Source organism: Paenibacillus sp. FSL H7-0442 (assembly GCF_038593105.1).
GTDB lineage: Bacteria > Bacillota > Bacilli > Paenibacillales > Paenibacillaceae > Paenibacillus > Paenibacillus polymyxa_D.
Genome location: NZ_CP151963.1, coordinates 1,022,101 through 1,037,736 on the forward strand (window position 1 = coordinate 1,022,101; position 15,636 = coordinate 1,037,736).

General features: G+C 48.4%; 13 protein-coding genes and 1 riboswitch. Of the genes, 11 read left to right on the forward strand and 2 right to left on the reverse strand.

The annotated features are described in order from the left end of the window. Positions 1 to 52: 52 nt before the first annotated feature. Together MHH57_RS04590 and MHH57_RS04595 are read right to left on the reverse strand one after the other, a co-directional pair. Positions 53 to 853, reverse strand: a complete 801-nt coding sequence (locus tag MHH57_RS04590) for a WYL domain-containing protein (RefSeq protein WP_340931420.1) — start codon at positions 851 to 853, stop codon at positions 53 to 55. Continuing rightward, positions 828 to 2,153 carry a WYL domain-containing protein gene (locus tag MHH57_RS04595; RefSeq protein ID WP_029517595.1) on the reverse strand — a complete coding sequence of 442 codons (1,326 nt, stop codon included), beginning with the start codon at positions 2,151 to 2,153 and terminating at the stop codon, positions 828 to 830. Before MHH57_RS04595 ends, MHH57_RS04590 begins: the two co-directional genes overlap by 26 nt. 199 nt (positions 2,154 to 2,352) lie before the next feature. Between MHH57_RS04595 and MHH57_RS04600 the strand changes: the two genes are divergently transcribed. The 11 genes from MHH57_RS04600 (at position 2,353) to MHH57_RS04650 (ending at position 15,462) form a co-directional block, all read left to right on the forward strand. Then, positions 2,353 to 3,921, forward strand: coding sequence for a hypothetical protein (locus MHH57_RS04600; protein ID WP_029517594.1), 1,569 nt, complete (start codon positions 2,353 to 2,355; stop codon positions 3,919 to 3,921). A 19-nt stretch (positions 3,922 to 3,940) separates the two neighbouring features. Beyond that, positions 3,941 to 4,759: a nucleotidyltransferase domain-containing protein gene (locus MHH57_RS04605; protein ID WP_342434872.1), complete on the forward strand. Its 819-nt coding sequence runs from the start codon at positions 3,941 to 3,943 to the stop codon at positions 4,757 to 4,759. 21 nt (positions 4,760 to 4,780) lie between these two features. Then, a complete protein-coding gene (locus MHH57_RS04610) occupies positions 4,781 to 6,232 on the forward strand; it encodes a 3' terminal RNA ribose 2'-O-methyltransferase Hen1 (protein WP_165150001.1) in 1,452 nt (483 codons plus the stop codon). Further along, positions 6,229 to 8,838 carry a polynucleotide kinase-phosphatase gene (locus tag MHH57_RS04615; protein WP_029517591.1) on the forward strand — a complete coding sequence of 870 codons (2,610 nt, stop codon included), beginning with the start codon at positions 6,229 to 6,231 and terminating at the stop codon, positions 8,836 to 8,838. Before MHH57_RS04610 ends, MHH57_RS04615 begins: the two co-directional genes overlap by 4 nt. 20 nt (positions 8,839 to 8,858) lie before the next feature. Continuing rightward, positions 8,859 to 9,656: a TatD family hydrolase gene (locus MHH57_RS04620; protein WP_029517590.1), complete on the forward strand. Its 798-nt coding sequence runs from the start codon at positions 8,859 to 8,861 to the stop codon at positions 9,654 to 9,656. Positions 9,657 to 9,698: 42 nt separating this feature from the next. After that, positions 9,699 to 9,810: riboswitch (TPP riboswitch) on the forward strand. Positions 9,811 to 10,059: 249 nt separating this feature from the next. After that, the gene (locus tag MHH57_RS04625) at positions 10,060 to 10,656 is read left to right on the forward strand and encodes an ECF transporter S component (protein WP_029517589.1); all 597 of its coding nucleotides are present in this window, start codon (positions 10,060 to 10,062) and stop codon (positions 10,654 to 10,656) included. After that, positions 10,656 to 12,107, forward strand: a complete 1,452-nt coding sequence (locus tag MHH57_RS04630; protein WP_165150005.1) for an ABC transporter ATP-binding protein — start codon at positions 10,656 to 10,658, stop codon at positions 12,105 to 12,107. Before MHH57_RS04625 ends, MHH57_RS04630 begins: the two co-directional genes overlap by 1 nt. Beyond that, positions 12,082 to 12,873, forward strand: coding sequence for an energy-coupling factor transporter transmembrane component T (locus MHH57_RS04635; protein ID WP_039272469.1), 792 nt, complete (start codon positions 12,082 to 12,084; stop codon positions 12,871 to 12,873). The genes MHH57_RS04630 and MHH57_RS04635 overlap by 26 nt, the downstream gene beginning before the upstream one ends. Positions 12,874 to 13,012: 139 nt before the next feature. Next, complete coding sequence (locus MHH57_RS04640) at positions 13,013 to 13,738, forward strand: ATP-binding cassette domain-containing protein (RefSeq protein WP_342434873.1); 726 nt, start codon at positions 13,013 to 13,015, stop codon at positions 13,736 to 13,738. Continuing rightward, positions 13,731 to 14,402, forward strand: a complete 672-nt coding sequence (locus tag MHH57_RS04645; RefSeq protein WP_039272472.1) for a methionine ABC transporter permease — start codon at positions 13,731 to 13,733, stop codon at positions 14,400 to 14,402. Before MHH57_RS04640 ends, MHH57_RS04645 begins: the two co-directional genes overlap by 8 nt. 202 nt (positions 14,403 to 14,604) lie before the next feature. Continuing rightward, entirely contained in the window at positions 14,605 to 15,462 is an 858-nt protein-coding gene (locus MHH57_RS04650; RefSeq protein ID WP_039272474.1) for a MetQ/NlpA family ABC transporter substrate-binding protein, read from the forward strand. The last annotated feature ends 174 nt before the right edge of the window (positions 15,463 to 15,636 follow it).

A 15,636-nucleotide genomic window follows, 5' to 3' on the forward strand; every position in this document is an offset into this window, starting at 1 on the left:
CAGACGAGGGGAGGGTTTATTTACATGGATGCATCTCATATTGCCTCAGTAGCTATTCCTCTTCGTAGCGTGCAAGGGCCTTGGCGGTTGTTTCCTTCATTCGTGAGATCAGCCGTGAGCCTTGGACGACCTTGACACGTTTGCCAAGGAAACGGATTTTGGATAGCATATATTCACATTCGTCTGCCTGGAAGGTGAGTGTAATACGATAGGTATCTGCTTCCTGAACATATTCGACCTCTTTTTCAAAGCAGGAAAAAGCATATAAAATACGAGACATTTCACCGTTATATACAGGAACAATTTCGATGATGCCCTGTTCCTTGCGCGACTCCAGTATACCGAGTATACGTTGGGTGAATTTATCGGCCTCTTCGGGTAGAAGCTCATCTTCCGTGATGTTCACGATATTAGATAGCTTGGTAGACATGAGCGCGCGGTGTCTGCGATTATACCACAGGAGGCTCCATTCTTTTTTGACCATGGAAAACTCCAGCTTATATGGAAAACCGGACATTCGCTCATGCAAGCGTCCGTTGCGCAGTTTGTAGGTCACACAGATGCCAGAACGGGATCGCAGAATGGAACGCAATTCACGCAAGAGTGGATGGTATACCGAGACAGCAGGGATACCTGCTTTTTCCCGCAAACTTCCATCGGCCTCCAGCGGCTCGTCGTCTGCAAGTAATTGCCGAAGCTTATCAAGTGTAGCCGGGGTAAAAGCCTCTGTCGCTGCCGAGTCTGCAAGCATAGATTTGAGCCAAATTCTTTCCTGTGATGTGGTAGCAAAAGCGCCCGATTCATCCAGCCGTGAGACGATCTGGTAGTTAAATATTTTCTCGAACAGGCTCATAATAGGCTTGCAGCTCCTTCCATTCCTGTCTGAATTCCTTCCGTAGCCGCTGAGGCTCCAATACCTCACAGCTTGATCCGAAGCTGCGAATCCACGGTTTAATCTCAGTGATTCCATTCACTGTGATTTCATAGATAAAGGATTCACTTTCCTCCTCCGCGATCGTACCCCATTGTCCCTGTGACAGCACACGTTCCCGAATAAAGTTGCGCTTCGCGCCCTCAGGATTGAAAAAACGTACCCGCACCTTCACAGGACGACCCGTATCAACAAGCCAGCTGTACCGCATTTTTTCTTCCAACACCGCTAGCAGATCGGCATGAAACTGCTCTGGTACAGGCTTGCCCTCCACCAATTGAGTCATGCCCTCCATACGAAACTTCATGATTCCTTTACCGCCTACATGACCCAGAATATACCAACGTCCATATTGATGATCATAGATGACTTGTAGGGGCAGAATGGTGTGTTCACGGCCGTCGGTCTCTTTTTCAAACAGCGGGTTTGTGTTTTGTGACCCGTACATGCTTCGTTTGGATGTCGAAAAATATAAAAAAGTTACACAGCGGCGTTGCCGAATGGCGTGTAGAAGCGGATGAATATGGGCTTCGTCCAGAATGCGTGAATAATAGTGGTATTTATATAAAAAAGGTTCGGCCATCTCCCGATCTCCGAGCTGACGGCGCATGGCTTTTTTAAGATGATCTCGCAGCAGATATCCCTGTACAGAGGGGAGCTGGGTGTTGGCCATAATGTCTACAAAATCATATAAGTCCAGCAGCTCCTCGTCCGTCAGTTCTGTCACCAGATCGTTGCGGACAGCATAGCGGTAAGGTCTGCCGCCGGGTTCCTTGCGAACGACGCCGACTTCAACCAGATATTTCAGATCGGAACGAATCGTTTTCTCATCCGGTAGTGAACTGTCGGAAGGCAGCCCGTTGCAGCAAGCATCCAATAGTTCCATGGTGGTCATAGGCTGTGACTGTAGCGCTGTCAGCAGAAGGGATAAGCGGACGCTTTCCGATTCCTTGAGCGATTTGGCCCGAAACAGAAATAACAATAATGGATCAGCCGATTCGTAATAATTAAAGCGCAGCATCTCATTAAAATCATGTCCGTGTTCCGCAGGCAACTGCTGTTGTACCGATTGGACAATTTCCTTGAGACGCCGGATTGTTTTATCAAAGGTATGTACCGAAATGCCCAGTCTATCTGCGAATTGCTGCCGATTATAGGCGCCGCTTGTTAATGTGAGCATACGCAGGAATTGAATTTCTTTATCAAAACTTTCTCTCGCCATGATGCATTCCCCGTTTCTGTTGCCGTTCTCCGAAAGCAAGTATCCCTTTATTCTAACAGGGAAGGGATGCAGGAAAAAGGGAAATTATTCATCTTTGTAATACTTTCACCATGTTCACGACTTCCAAAATAAAGCATCATAGGAGTATAAGATAGCACGATGAAATAAGAAGCAATACATAACAGAAGGGTGATGCAACATGTTTGGACGACGCAAAAATGAAGTGTTATATCCATGGGTAGGTAAGCTTTCGATTTATGAAACGATTAAGCAGGGACTGGACCCTCAGGGCAGGCTTACGGATGATCATTTACCAGATGATGAAGAATATTGGGCAGGTCACACGATGCGTTGGGTGGCAGGAGGATTGGATGGAGCATTTGGGCATCATGGCGCTGTCGGAGATGGAGAGACTGACAAAATTAAGGATCTGGCGCAGTTGTTGTCCAGACAATGCCGCAAGCCAGGGATGAAGACGAGACGTGAGACGTATGTACGCTTGATGGAGGAAAATGCGCTCAGCCTGATTGATCCGCTGCTAGATGCGGTGCGCGAGCATCCAGCAATTCAGCCGGATCGATTGTATGAGGAAGCACGTTGGCTGGCTGAACACGGAGCACATCGCAATGTGGTGAAGGTCGGTATTGCGCTGCTTGGATTACTGGAGACGGATCAGCACCACGAACTTATTTTAACACTAGCCAAGCATGATGAATTCACGCTATATGCAGCTGTAGCTATCCGTAATATTTCGGAGCAGGCCAACGAACAATTGTATAATTTAGCCTCACAGGTACATGGCTGGGGACGTATTCACGTAGTAGAACGGCTGGAGCCTGCGCGGCAGGAAATACGTGACTGGTTATTAAGGGAAGGATTCCGCAACAATGTCATGTATGAGTATCTTGCTTATGAGTGTGCTCATAAAGGCGAACTGCATACAGCCATCGCTGTACCGCACATTGATCAGGAGTTGTTTGACGGGGCGGGTGATATTCTATCGGCTTTGCTGGCAGCAGGCGGACCTGCGGAAAGTATAGACGATTATGAGCATGCCACTATGGTCATAGGCAACTACCTTCGCCATGCTAAGACCATGTGTACGACTGTGAAGCATTTTACGATCATCATGGATATTGCGGATTTTCTCGATGAAGAAGACGATTCATGGGAGGCACGTTATGAGCATGAATGGACGCCGGAATTACGTAAACGTTACGCGTCAATATGCCAGCAGATGATGGACGATCCGCAGTGGGTGAAGCCGGTAGAGCAGGAACTGCAGTATGCAGATTCACCGCATCTCCACTGCGCCATTCGCGTAGCTCGAATGCTAGCACTAGATGTATGGCCCGTGCTATTTGATCAATTAAGTAAATATCCAGTCAAGCCTAATCTATACTTTGAACTCATCAAGACAGAGGATGAACAGCGGGCTCGTAAGCTGGTGGCTTTTGCAGAAAAGCACTTGCCTCTGGAAGAAATTGCTTCTGGTCCTGCTGATGTGCCGGGCTTTGGACCGGAGTATGAAGCGCATCAATGTCTGGGTATTTTGCTTCAGCTATTGTCTTCTTACGAAGGAATGGGACAAGAGCTAGTTGCTGCCGGACTTTGGAGTCCGGTGATCTCCAATCGTCATGCAGCACTTCATGTACTCAAGGAATGGCCTTCTGAGATGTGGGGAGAGGAAACGACAGAGCGTCTTCGCCGCTTATCGATAGATGAAACGGAGGAGTCGATTAGAGAACAGATTCGGGAAATACTTTAATGATAAGGGAGGGAACAACATGACGGATATGAAGCATGGGCAGGGTTTCATTCAACCGGAAATGCGTGAGACGATTTTGCGTGAGCTGCGCGCGTTGGAGCAAGCGGAGCAGGTGCGCATTGTATACGCCTGTGAATCAGGTAGTCGGGCGTGGGGGTTTCCTTCACAGGACAGTGACTATGATGTACGATTTATCTATGTAAGACCCATAGAATGGTATTTATCTATTTTTGATAAGCGGGATGTGATTGAACGGCCAATCAGCGATTTGCTGGATATAAACGGCTGGGATTTAAAAAAGGCGCTCCAATTGTTTCGCAAATCCAATCCGCCTTTGCTGGAATGGCTGCAATCTCCGATTTCCTATCTGGAGCAATATGCAGTGGCTGATCAGATTCGTGCGATCTCGCCGTTAACCTTCTCTCCGAAGTCCTGCATGTACCATTATCTGAATATGGCGCGGGGAAATTATCGGGATTATTTGCAGGGAGAACAGGTGAAGATTAAAAAGTATTTTTACGTGCTGCGCCCGTTGCTGGCCTGTAGCTGGATTGAACGTCACAACAGCATGCCTCCAATGGAATTCGTAGAATTGCTAGAGGAACTCATTCCGGCACATACCGAACTTTATCAGGTGATCGAACATTTGCTTGATCATAAAAAAGCGGGCGAGGAGCTGGATGTGGAGCCACAGCTTTCGGTGGTGAATGATTTTATCCAGCAGCAAATTGCTTATTTTGAACAAAAGGCGCCCTTGCTTCAGCATATGGAGAGTGGACGTGATCAGCAGTTGGATGATATGTTCCGCGCTGCGGTGAATGAAGTATGGAAAGTATAAGCTGGGAAGGAGAAGTAGAGTATGCACATCACGCTAAAAGCAACCGGAAACAATGCTGGGATGATTTCGCACTTGCTTGCCAAAAATCCCTACAATACGTATGATCGCACGGAAAAGGGTGCGCGTGTACGCATGGTGTACACCGTGTTTACCGAGGAAGAGGCAGAAATCGTCATTCAGGCTTCGCCAGATTCGATAGATTTGGTCAAAAACAGTCCAGATAGCTATGATATTACACAATATATTAATGACCGGGAGTTTGTAACCAGCAGCTTATTTTGCACCTATATTCGTGGCTCGCTTGGTACGGCACTGAACGGCAAACCCAAAGAAGAGTATGCAGAATGGGTGACGCATCCTTTCGCGCTGGAGTTATCGTTTGGGCCTGTTGCTTCGGATTTACCGGATTCTGTGGTGGAGGGACTATTTGCTCCGCTGGGCTATCAAGTGGACATAGAACGAGGGGAAGCAGACTATTCTTTTCAGCTGAAAAATCGAAGCACTGTCAGATATGTCACGTTAAGTGGCCATCAGACGGTGCAGTATGCGCTACGTCAGTTATTGCTGTTGATTCCGGTGTTGGATAACTATAAGCACTACTATATCAGTGAAGAAGAGTTTGACAAGCTGAGACGTTACGGTGAAGGCTGGCTGTCAGCGCATCCGCTACGCGAGCTTATCATTCGACGCACGCTTCGTTTTACCAATCTGATTGAGCAATTTGAGCAATCTGATTGTGATGAAATAGGTATTAAAAAACATATTGAAAAGGATACTGTCCAAGCTCAAAAGGATAAGCACGAACAGATTCAACAGCCAGAACAGCCACATGAGGAAGGGAAGCAACAGCCTACAGTACGGCTAAATGAGCTGCGGTATCAAGCTATTATGGACGTAATTCGCAAGCTGCCTCGCAGACAGAAAATCGTAGATTTGGGTTCAGGGGAAGGGAAGCTATCGGCTCGGATGGCCCGAATGACGGGCGTTGAAGAGATTTGGGCGGTGGAGCCGTCTGCGTATGCACAGTTGAGAGCCGTGGAGCGTTTTAACAAGCTGGAAAGGCATGCCGATGCGATCAGTCCTACACCCATGATGGGCTCTCTCTTTTATTATGATGAACAATTGCGGGGAAAAGATGTGATGATCCTATGTGAGGTCATTGAGCATGTGGATGAGCATCGTCTGAACCGGGTGATGAAGACGATTGTAACGGAGTATCAGCCGGGCGTGCTGATCGTGACGACTCCCAATCGTGAATATAATGAAGTGTATCGTATGAATCAGCAAGAGATGCGGCATGGCGATCACCGTTTTGAATGGAGTAGAAGCGAGTTTCAGGAACGATGTGAGCAGTGGATTGTGGAAGCTCCTTATTCGGTAGCGCTGAAGGGGATCGGAGAAGAGGTCGAAGGCTTTGGACAACCGACCCAAATGGCTATATTTACGCGCAGAAAGGAGCAGAAGGAAGCATGAGCAATTCATCCAAACGTACGATTCATTTACCGCATGCTGGACTGGTTGTGTTGGTGGGGGCCTCCAACAGTGGGAAAACCACATTATTAGACAAGCTGGTGAGCGAAGGGATTCTGCTGGAGACAGAAGTGGTATCCTCGGATCATTTTCGCAAGCTGGTCGGAGATACGGAATTTATAGACTGGAGTGGACTTCCAAGACTGGAATCGGACGTACTGTTCTATGAGTATCAGCAAATGTCAGCCAAGGCGTTTGAGGCGATGGATACGATTCTGGCTATGCGATGTCGCTTGAATAAGCTGACGGTTGTGGATGCCACCCATTTGTATGCTGAGGACCGTCAAAAATATGTACAGTTGGCAGCCAAGGCGCATGTTCCTGTAATGGCTTTGGTACTGGATGTATCCGAAGCTGTGCTGCTGGAACGTGATTTAGGCAGGGAGCATCCGCGTGGCCGCCAACGGGTCAAGCAGCAGGCACAGCTGTTAAAGCGGAACCTGCGTGGGATCCGTGAGGAAGGCTTTAACGCTTGCTATATCCTTAAGGATATAGAAGAAATGAATTTTGTTCGCCGTGCGCAGCCACTGTTTCATGAGATTGGCTCAGGTATTGACATCATTGGTGATATCCATGGGTGCTACCGTGAGATGCTGGAAGTGATAGAGCGGCTAGGATATACGGAAGATACGGAAGGACTATACCATCATCCAGATGGCAGAAGACTGGTATCTGTCGGGGATGTGATGAGCCGTGGCCCCAAATCGTTACAAGCGGTGCAGTTCTGGAAAAAGCACGTGGATGCTGGACTAGCGTATATGATTGACAGCAATCATGGCTGGAAAATCGGCCGTTACCTTGATGGAAGAAAGGTGACTCTCAGTCATGGGGATGAACGATTTGCAGAGGAACTGGCCCAGTATGAACAAAAAGCGGGCAAGGCAGCGGCGGAACAGCTTAGAAGCGAGTTAAGGGATTTTCTGCTACATGCACCCTCACATCTTATTTTTGGCAGGAATGGATTGCGACACGTGGTCGTGGCTCATGCGGGGATTAAGGATCATTTTATCGGCAAACAGTCGGCACGTATTTCTGATTATTGCCGTTATGGAGATACGGAAGGACAGGATGCAGACGGAAAACCAATCCGCAAAGATTGGTTCGTAGACCATGAATCGGGAGAAATAGTAGTATGGGGACATGATCCTAGACCGCAGCCTACCCTTGTGAATCAGACGGTGAATATTGATCAGGGTGTGGTATTTGGCGGTATGCTGACCGCTTATCGTTTTCCGGAAAAGGAATTTGTCAGCGTTCCGGCACATGAGAATTATGCGAATGATCCCGATAGCCCACTTGTCCGGTGGCAGAGAAAACGGTTTTCCCCGCCGAATTTACGCAAGCTCATCGCTGGTTACAGTGTACTGACGGAATCGTATGGCGAAGTGCGCGTTCAAGGAGAATCGGTCAAAACCGCTATAGATGCCGTGTCACATGTGACAGTACCGATAGAGGAACTGGTGTATATTCCACCGACCATGAGTCCTGCTCCAGCGGTGTCTGCAGAGGAAGGTTATCTGGAGCATCCGCGTGAAGCGCTGGCTTATTATCGCGGGCAAGGGGTACAAACGATGGTGGCTGAGAAAAAACATATGGGTAGCCGGGCTATTTTGCTATTATTCAAAAACGAACAGGCCGCTGTCGAGTATGTAGGCTACCCGACATTGGGCACGATCTACAGTCGGAGCGGGAGAGCTTTCTTTGAACAAAGCCTTGGGAAGCAAGTGCTGGAAAAGCTGAATGTGGATCTACGGACTGCCGGATATTTTGAACGGAACCAGACGGATTTTGTGTTGCTGGATGCGGAAATTGTACCGTGGAATCTCAAGGCTCGGGAATTGATTGCTGCACAGTATGCGCATGTGGGTGAAGCAGCTCTGCTGGATCGCAGTAAGCTGGTAGACAAGCTGAAGCAGGCGAAGGTTGCGGGCCGAGAGGTTGGAGACTGGTTGGAGGAAATGGAACAGAAGTACGCGAATGCCGTGACGTTTCAAGAGGCTTTTCAAAAATATTGCTGGGATGTGGACGGTCTGGATGAGATTCGTATCGCACCGTTTCATACGCTGGCACACAGCGGAAAGACTTTTTTCGACCATTCTCATATTTGGCATATGGAGCAAAACCGGGAGCTGGCTGGGCTGTCTTCCCTGTTTATGGAGACAGAGTATCGCGTGATCACGGACGAAGCAAGCGAGGAAGAGGTCATTCGTTGGTGGAACGAGATGACAGAGGATGGTCATGAGGGGATTGTGATCAAGCCGGAACGCTTTTTGATGAAAAATCGGGACAAGATGATTCAGCCTGCAATCAAGGTGAGAGGCCGGAAGTATTTGCACATCATTTACGGTATGGATTATCTTGCCCCTGAGAATTTAAAGCGTCTGAAGCAGCGTCGAACGAACAAAAAGGAGCGTCATGCCCTGATGGAAGGAGCGCTTGGTATGGAAGGCGTGGAACGTTTTGTCCGCAAGGATACGGTAGATCGTATTCATGAATGCGTCCTTGCCGCACTATCTCTGGAATCAGAGCCGATTGATCCAAGATTGTAGTTTGCGAGGGAGGGATTGAGATGGAAAGGGGTACACCGTTAATTGATATTGGTGTGAACTTGATGCATCGTTCGTTTCATGCAGATCGGGAACAGGTGGTAGAGAGAGCCGCGGCTGTAGGGATTTCACCGCTGATTATTACCGGGACCAGTGTCCGCAGCAGTCGGGAAGCTTCTCAGTATGCAGCGCGTTATCCGGGCAAGCTGTATGCGACAGCTGGCGTGCATCCCCATGATGCCAAAGACTGCAGTGCAGACACGATTCAGCAGCTCCGCCAGTTGGCGGGTCAGCCGCAGGTCGTATCCATAGGGGAATGCGGATTGGACTATAACCGTGATTTTTCGCCACGTGATGTGCAGCGCCGATGGTTTGGCGAGCAAATCCAACTGGCGGGTGAGCTGAAAATGCCGTTATTTCTGCATGAACGAGATGCACATGAGGACTTTGTCGCTATGCTTCGGGAGTATCAAGGGCTTGTCGATAAAGCGGTAGTGCATTGTTTTACCGGCACGGAACAGGAATTGCGTACGTATGTAGAAATGGGACTGTATATCGGAATCACCGGCTGGATTTGCGACGAACGGCGGGGGAAGCATCTGCGTGAACTGGTCAGAGATATTCCCTTGGACCGTCTGATGATTGAAACGGATGCTCCATTTTTGACCCCGCGTAATTTGCCTGTGAAGCCTAAAGAAGGGCGTAATGAGCCCATGTATCTCGCTCACATTGCTGCTACGATAGCCGAATGTACAGGTCGAAGCATGATGGAGATCGAAATCGCGACGACGGAAACGGCTAAACGTTTCTTCGGATTATAGGATTGTCAAAGCCATAGATGTGGTATATATTATAGTGAATTAAAAAGCATTGTCGGGAGCTTGAGAAAGTCAGGCTGAGAGGGTGGCCCTTGCCACTGACCGTGAAATCTGATCTGGGTAATGCCAGCGTAGAGAAACCAAGAACACTATACAGGAATGCCGCTTTTTTTTGCGGTTGTCGATAGATTCAATGTATGTCCTAGCATTTTACCTTGATCCTGACTTGGCTGGGTATCAGTGTAGTAGTTTAGACTACTGGTTATATAAGGCATATCGACGAATGATGTTTTGTATGGTGCTTCACCTTTTACTGCGCATAAAGCTTGCCTGGAGATTCAGCTCCAGACAAGCTTTTTTTCATGGCCAAGAGGCCAACTATAAGGAAAAAGGGGAGCACGCAATAATGAATACTGCTGTAAGAGCGTCCAAAGGGTTGAAACTGACGGATATTTTGGTCACGATTGTGATCGCTGTTGTGTTCGGGTTGATCTACAAAATATGGGGACCTGCCTATGATTTGATGAAACCATTGGGTCTACACGCCGAGCAACTGATGTATGGCATGTGGTTTATGGCAGGTACGTTTGCTTATCTCATCATTCGCAAGCCGGGTGTTGCGATTTTGGCAGAGGTGGCAGCGGCAACGGTCAGTGCTTTTTTGGGAAGCGAATGGGGTATGTCCACCTTGTACTATGGCCTGCTGCAAGGCTTGGGAGCGGAGCTGTTTTTTGCGGCTTTTCTGTATCGGAACGCAAACCTGTGGGTTGCTTCGCTAGCTGCGGCTGGGGCGGCTGTCACTTCTCTGATTTTAGACTTCAGCTACGGGTATATTGATCAGCTATCGACTTGGAACTATGTTTTGTATATTGGATTTCGGATGATTGGCAGTATTGTGATTGCCGGGGTATTCGCGTTCTATCTGGCTAAGGCATTGGAGGTAACCGGAGTCACGCGAAGTTTGAGGCCTGCAACGGAACAAGATTATAAGGGGCTGGATTGATGAGCCGGGCAACCGAAGATGTGGTGGCTTCGATCACCCGGCTACGGTTGAAATTCCCCGGTGAGCAAGAGCTGCTTTTTCACAATATGTCTTTGTCTGTCCGCAAGGGGGAAAAGCTGCTGCTACTGGGACCGAGTGGATGCGGTAAATCAACACTGCTCCAAGTGTTAAGCGGTCTGATTCCACGCACGATAGAAGTGCCTATGAAATGCGATGCTGCTGTAATCCCAAGTGTCTCAGGTATTGTATTTCAAGATCCTGATACGCAGTTCTGTATGTCATATGCAGATGAGGAACTGGCTTTTGTGTTGGAAAATAATCAGGTTCCCCGGGAGCAGATGCGATCCCGTATTCGCGAGCTGCTGATACAGGTGGGTCTATCGACGGATGATATACATATGCCCATTGGCAGCATGTCACAGGGAATGAAGCAGCGGCTGGCGATTGCGTCTGTGCTGGCTATGGAGCCAGAAGTGCTTTTTCTGGATGAGCCCACGGCTTTGTTGGACGAGGAAGGCACTACACAGGTGTGGGATACCATTCGCAACATTTCGGTAGACCAGACACTGGTGATTGTGGAGCATAAAATTAATGAAATTGTCCATGATGTGGATCGGATTGTGGTGCTTTCTGCTCAAGGGGAGATCATTGCAGATGGAAGGGCCCAAGAAGTATTTCATGTGCACCGGCAGGCATTGTCCGAGTACGGCGTGTGGTATCCGGGAGTATGGAATGAAGCGTCTTCGCCACGTTGGAGTGAAGCAGTGACGCAACAGAATGGTGCGGGGACTGATGTGCTGGAGCTGGAACATTTTAGCGGCCTCCGCGGTTTAAGTTCAGTGATTTATGTGGAGCATGCGCAGGTGAAGCCTGGCGACTGGATTGGCGTGGTTGGTGAAAACGGGGCTGGCAAAAGCTCGCTACTGCTCTCCATGATGCGCTTACTTCGCACACAGGGACGTTATAGCGTGCGCGGAATTGAGGCAGGCAGTACAGAACAACTGGCAGAGCGTATCGGGTTCGCGTTTCAAAATCCCGAGCTGCAATTTGTAGCGCATACCGTACGAAAGGAACTAGAGTATTCGTTACCCAAGAGCTTGTATACCGTTGAACAGTGCCGGGAACGGGTCGATCGGATGCTCGTACAGTTCGGACTGGAGCGGCTGGACGAGCGGCATCCGTATCAGCTTTCGTTAGGCCAAAAAAGGCGGTTGAGTATTGCTACGGCTATGATTCGTGAGCCGGAAGTGCTGCTGCTCGATGAACCGACCTTTGGGCAGGATGCGCGTAATACCTTTGTCATGCTGGATATGTTGGAGCAGCTGAGAGCGGCAGGCACGGCCATTGTGATGGTCACCCATGACCCGGAAATTGTCCGTCGATATTGTACCGATACATGGCGGATTCAGAAAGGGGAACTACAGTATGAACCTGTCCTTTCCCCATCATAAAACATGGCTGCATCGCGTGAATCCGGGCCTAAAGCTCGTGATGTTTTCCATCCTGTTTGTGGTCGTTATAGTCATTCATGATCCGAATGTCATGTTTAATGTTGCGTGTGCTATGCTGTTGCTGCTTGTCTGGTCAGGCCATCCATGGAAGAGGCTGCTGCTATACGGGTCTCCCTTTATATTGGTGTTTATTTCAACTTCAACGGGTATGATGATGTTCGGCAAAGGGGTGACGACCTGGTGGACATGGGGTTTGATCCATGTGACGCAGGAAAGCTTTTACCGAGGCATGCATCTGGGCTTTCGTGCGCTGAGTATGGCTGCGGTAGGTTTGTTGTTTGGTTTAACGACTCGTCCAGTGGACCTTTTTTATTCACTGATGCAGCAATGGAAGCTCCCTCCGAAGTATGCATACAGCTTTTTGGCAGCCATGCGGTTGATGCCTATGATGGTGGAGGAATTCCAGGCATTGAGACAAGCCCACCGTATTCGAGGTTTACATCAGCATGTGTCCAAATGGAATATGTATGCCACGCTTCGCAGGTATGCGATTCCGCTACTCGCTCAAAGTATTCGGCGTGCCCAGCGCATTGCTATTGCTATGGAAGCCAAGGGTTTTACCAATGAAACCAAGCGAACGTATTATTATGCGATCGGCTATTCGGCTATAGATATTGTATTCATATTCTATTTTGTCGTCATGCTTACGCTGGCTTGGGGACTTGGGATTTGCTTTCCTTATGTAGGGGTGTGGGATGTACGTTAATTGTTGTCAAAAGGCTTTGCCCGTTTTCTGCTCTGTGGTATATTAATGCAATGGGAATTGACGGCTCGTACAGACCCGCCTGGGCTGGCGGGCTTATTACATTTTCCCTGAGAAATGGATCATCAGGAGGCCAGGTTTCATGATTACGCTGCATCAGGTAAACAAGCATTATACCACCTCAAGCGGCCAATTTCATGCGGTTCAATCCGTGTCCCTTCAAGTGGAGGAGGGGGAAATCCACGGTATTATAGGTGCCAGCGGTGCCGGTAAGTCTACCTTGCTCCGGTTGATGAATGTATTGGAAAGGCCGGATGAGGGAAATGTGGTTGTGAACGGGGAAGATCTGACTCGCATGCCGGAAAAACGTCTCCGTGAAGCGCGGCGATCCATAGGGATGATTTTTCAGCATTATCATCTTGTTCACAATCGGACGGTCAGTGGAAATGTAGCAATGCCGTTGGAGCTGGCAGGTGTCGCGAAAAAAGAGAGAGCAGAACGTGTGCGCGAATGCCTGCAATTCGTCGGTTTAGCTGATAGAGCAGAACAGTATCCGGCACAATTGAGCGGAGGCCAAAAGCAACGTGTAGCGATAGCCAGAGCGCTGGCGAATCGACCTGCGGTGCTGCTGTGTGATGAGCCGACCTCGGCGCTTGATCCGCAGACGACCGCGGATATTCTGGGCGTGTTACGGGAGATCAACCGTGAACTGGGAGTTACCATTGTAATTGTAACGCACGATATGGACGTGGTACGCAACATTTGTACCCATGTATCAGAAATGCGGGATGGACAGCTGCTTTCCACGCAACGTGTAGCTGACGCTGCGGTAGGTTCAACAGCGAAAGCAGGTGAAGCTGATGAATGAAATGCTGAACATCATTGCGCAATATCAGTCTGAGATATGGAAAGCCATCGGAGAGACGTTTATTATGGTGGGGATTTCTATCGCAGCAGCTGTACTGTTAGGGCTTCCGGCAGGAACGATTTTGTATTTGTGCGGCAAAGGGCAAAAATATGAAAATCGACTGCTGTTCACCCTATTGAACAGTGTGGTCAATGTCATTCGCTCGTTCCCGTTTTTGCTGCTCGTCGTGTTTATGATTCCATTTACACGTCTGGTCGTAGGGACGGCGCTGGGTACGATGGCTGCTACGGTTCCCTTGTCAGTGGTGGCCATCGCCTATTATTCGAGGCTGGTGGAGCAATCATTGCTTGAGGTGCCGAAGGGTGTAATTGAAGCCGCTACTTCTATGGGGGCATCCACTCTTCAGCTTATCTTCAAATTTCTGTACGTGGAAGCTCGTTCTGGGCTTGTACTGGGTTTGACCACGTCCACCATTAGCTTCATCTCCTACTCCACGGTGATGGGCATTGTGGGCGGTGGCGGGGTAGGCGATTTTGCCATCCGCTACGGTTACCAGCGTTTTGAAACAGGCTTGATGGCGTTCACCATCGTCGTCATGATTATTTTCGTACAAACGATCCAGTTCACTGGAAGCACCATATCCCGCCGGATCGACAAGCGGTAAATGGTTTATGAATCTCTTCATTAACACTTGCACCGCCCACTATGGGAAATAAAAATGACTTTACAGTGCCTCCAAAGCGGAGCGGGCAGAATTGTTCTGGAGAAGCGTCAGCGATCGGAAGAACAATCTGCACGCGAAGCGGCTATGCTGTAACTCATTTTTATCTTCCCGATCACAACTAATTTTGGAGGTTCCACATCGAATGAGTCGGAAAAACAACATGAAAACGAACTTGAAATTACTTACACTATTTGCTGTCGTTATGCTACTGGTTGCCGGATGCGGTGGTCAAAAGCAGGCTACACAAGAAACACAGTCTAAAGAAGCGACTTCCCAAAAAGAAGTGACCCTGAAAATAGCGACGCTCATCCCACCGATGACAGATGTGCTGGATATCGTGAAGCCGCTGCTTAAACAGGACGGAGTCAATCTGGAAATCGTCGTGCTTTCAGACAATATCCAACCGAACAACGCATTGGCAAGCCATGAAGTGGATGCTAACTTCTTTCAGCATGCTCCTTTTATGCAACAATATAATGAAAGCAACAAGTCTGATTTGGTAGCGATAAAACCAATTTACAACGCCATTTATGGTGCGTACTCCAAAAAATACAAGAACGTTAAAGACCTGCCCGAAGGTGCGACTATTGCCATTGCCAATGACCCGGCCAATACAGGACGTTCTTTGGTAATGATGGAGCAAAACGGTTTGATCAAGCTTAAAGAAGGCGTAGGCTATAATGCTACACAGGCTGATATTATTGAGAATAAGAAAAAGTTTGTGTTTAAAGAAGTGGATTTGTTGATGCTGGCGCGCTCACTGGATGATGTGGACATGGCTGCCATGTATCCCGCATATGCCAAGCCGCTCGGTCTGACACCGAAGAAGGACGCGCTGATTACCGAAAAAGACGATACGCACTTTGCCATTAATCTGGTAGCGCGTAAGGATAATGCAGATTCCGATGCCATTCAAAAGCTGGCAAAGCGAATGACCGGACCGGAAGTGCGTAAATTTTTTGAGGACAATTACAAGGATAGCGTTGTTCCAGCATTTTAATTAAATAAGTATTGAAACATTATTTATGATGATATTTGACCTGTATAATGGAGTGAAGTCTGTGAAGAGCAGATGGTCTCCCTTGTGCAGGTTTTTTTCTTTTTCATCCTTAATATGGATAAATTTCATCGAAATCAGGGTACAAAGTCTTATTTTTTAAGATTTTAGTGTATT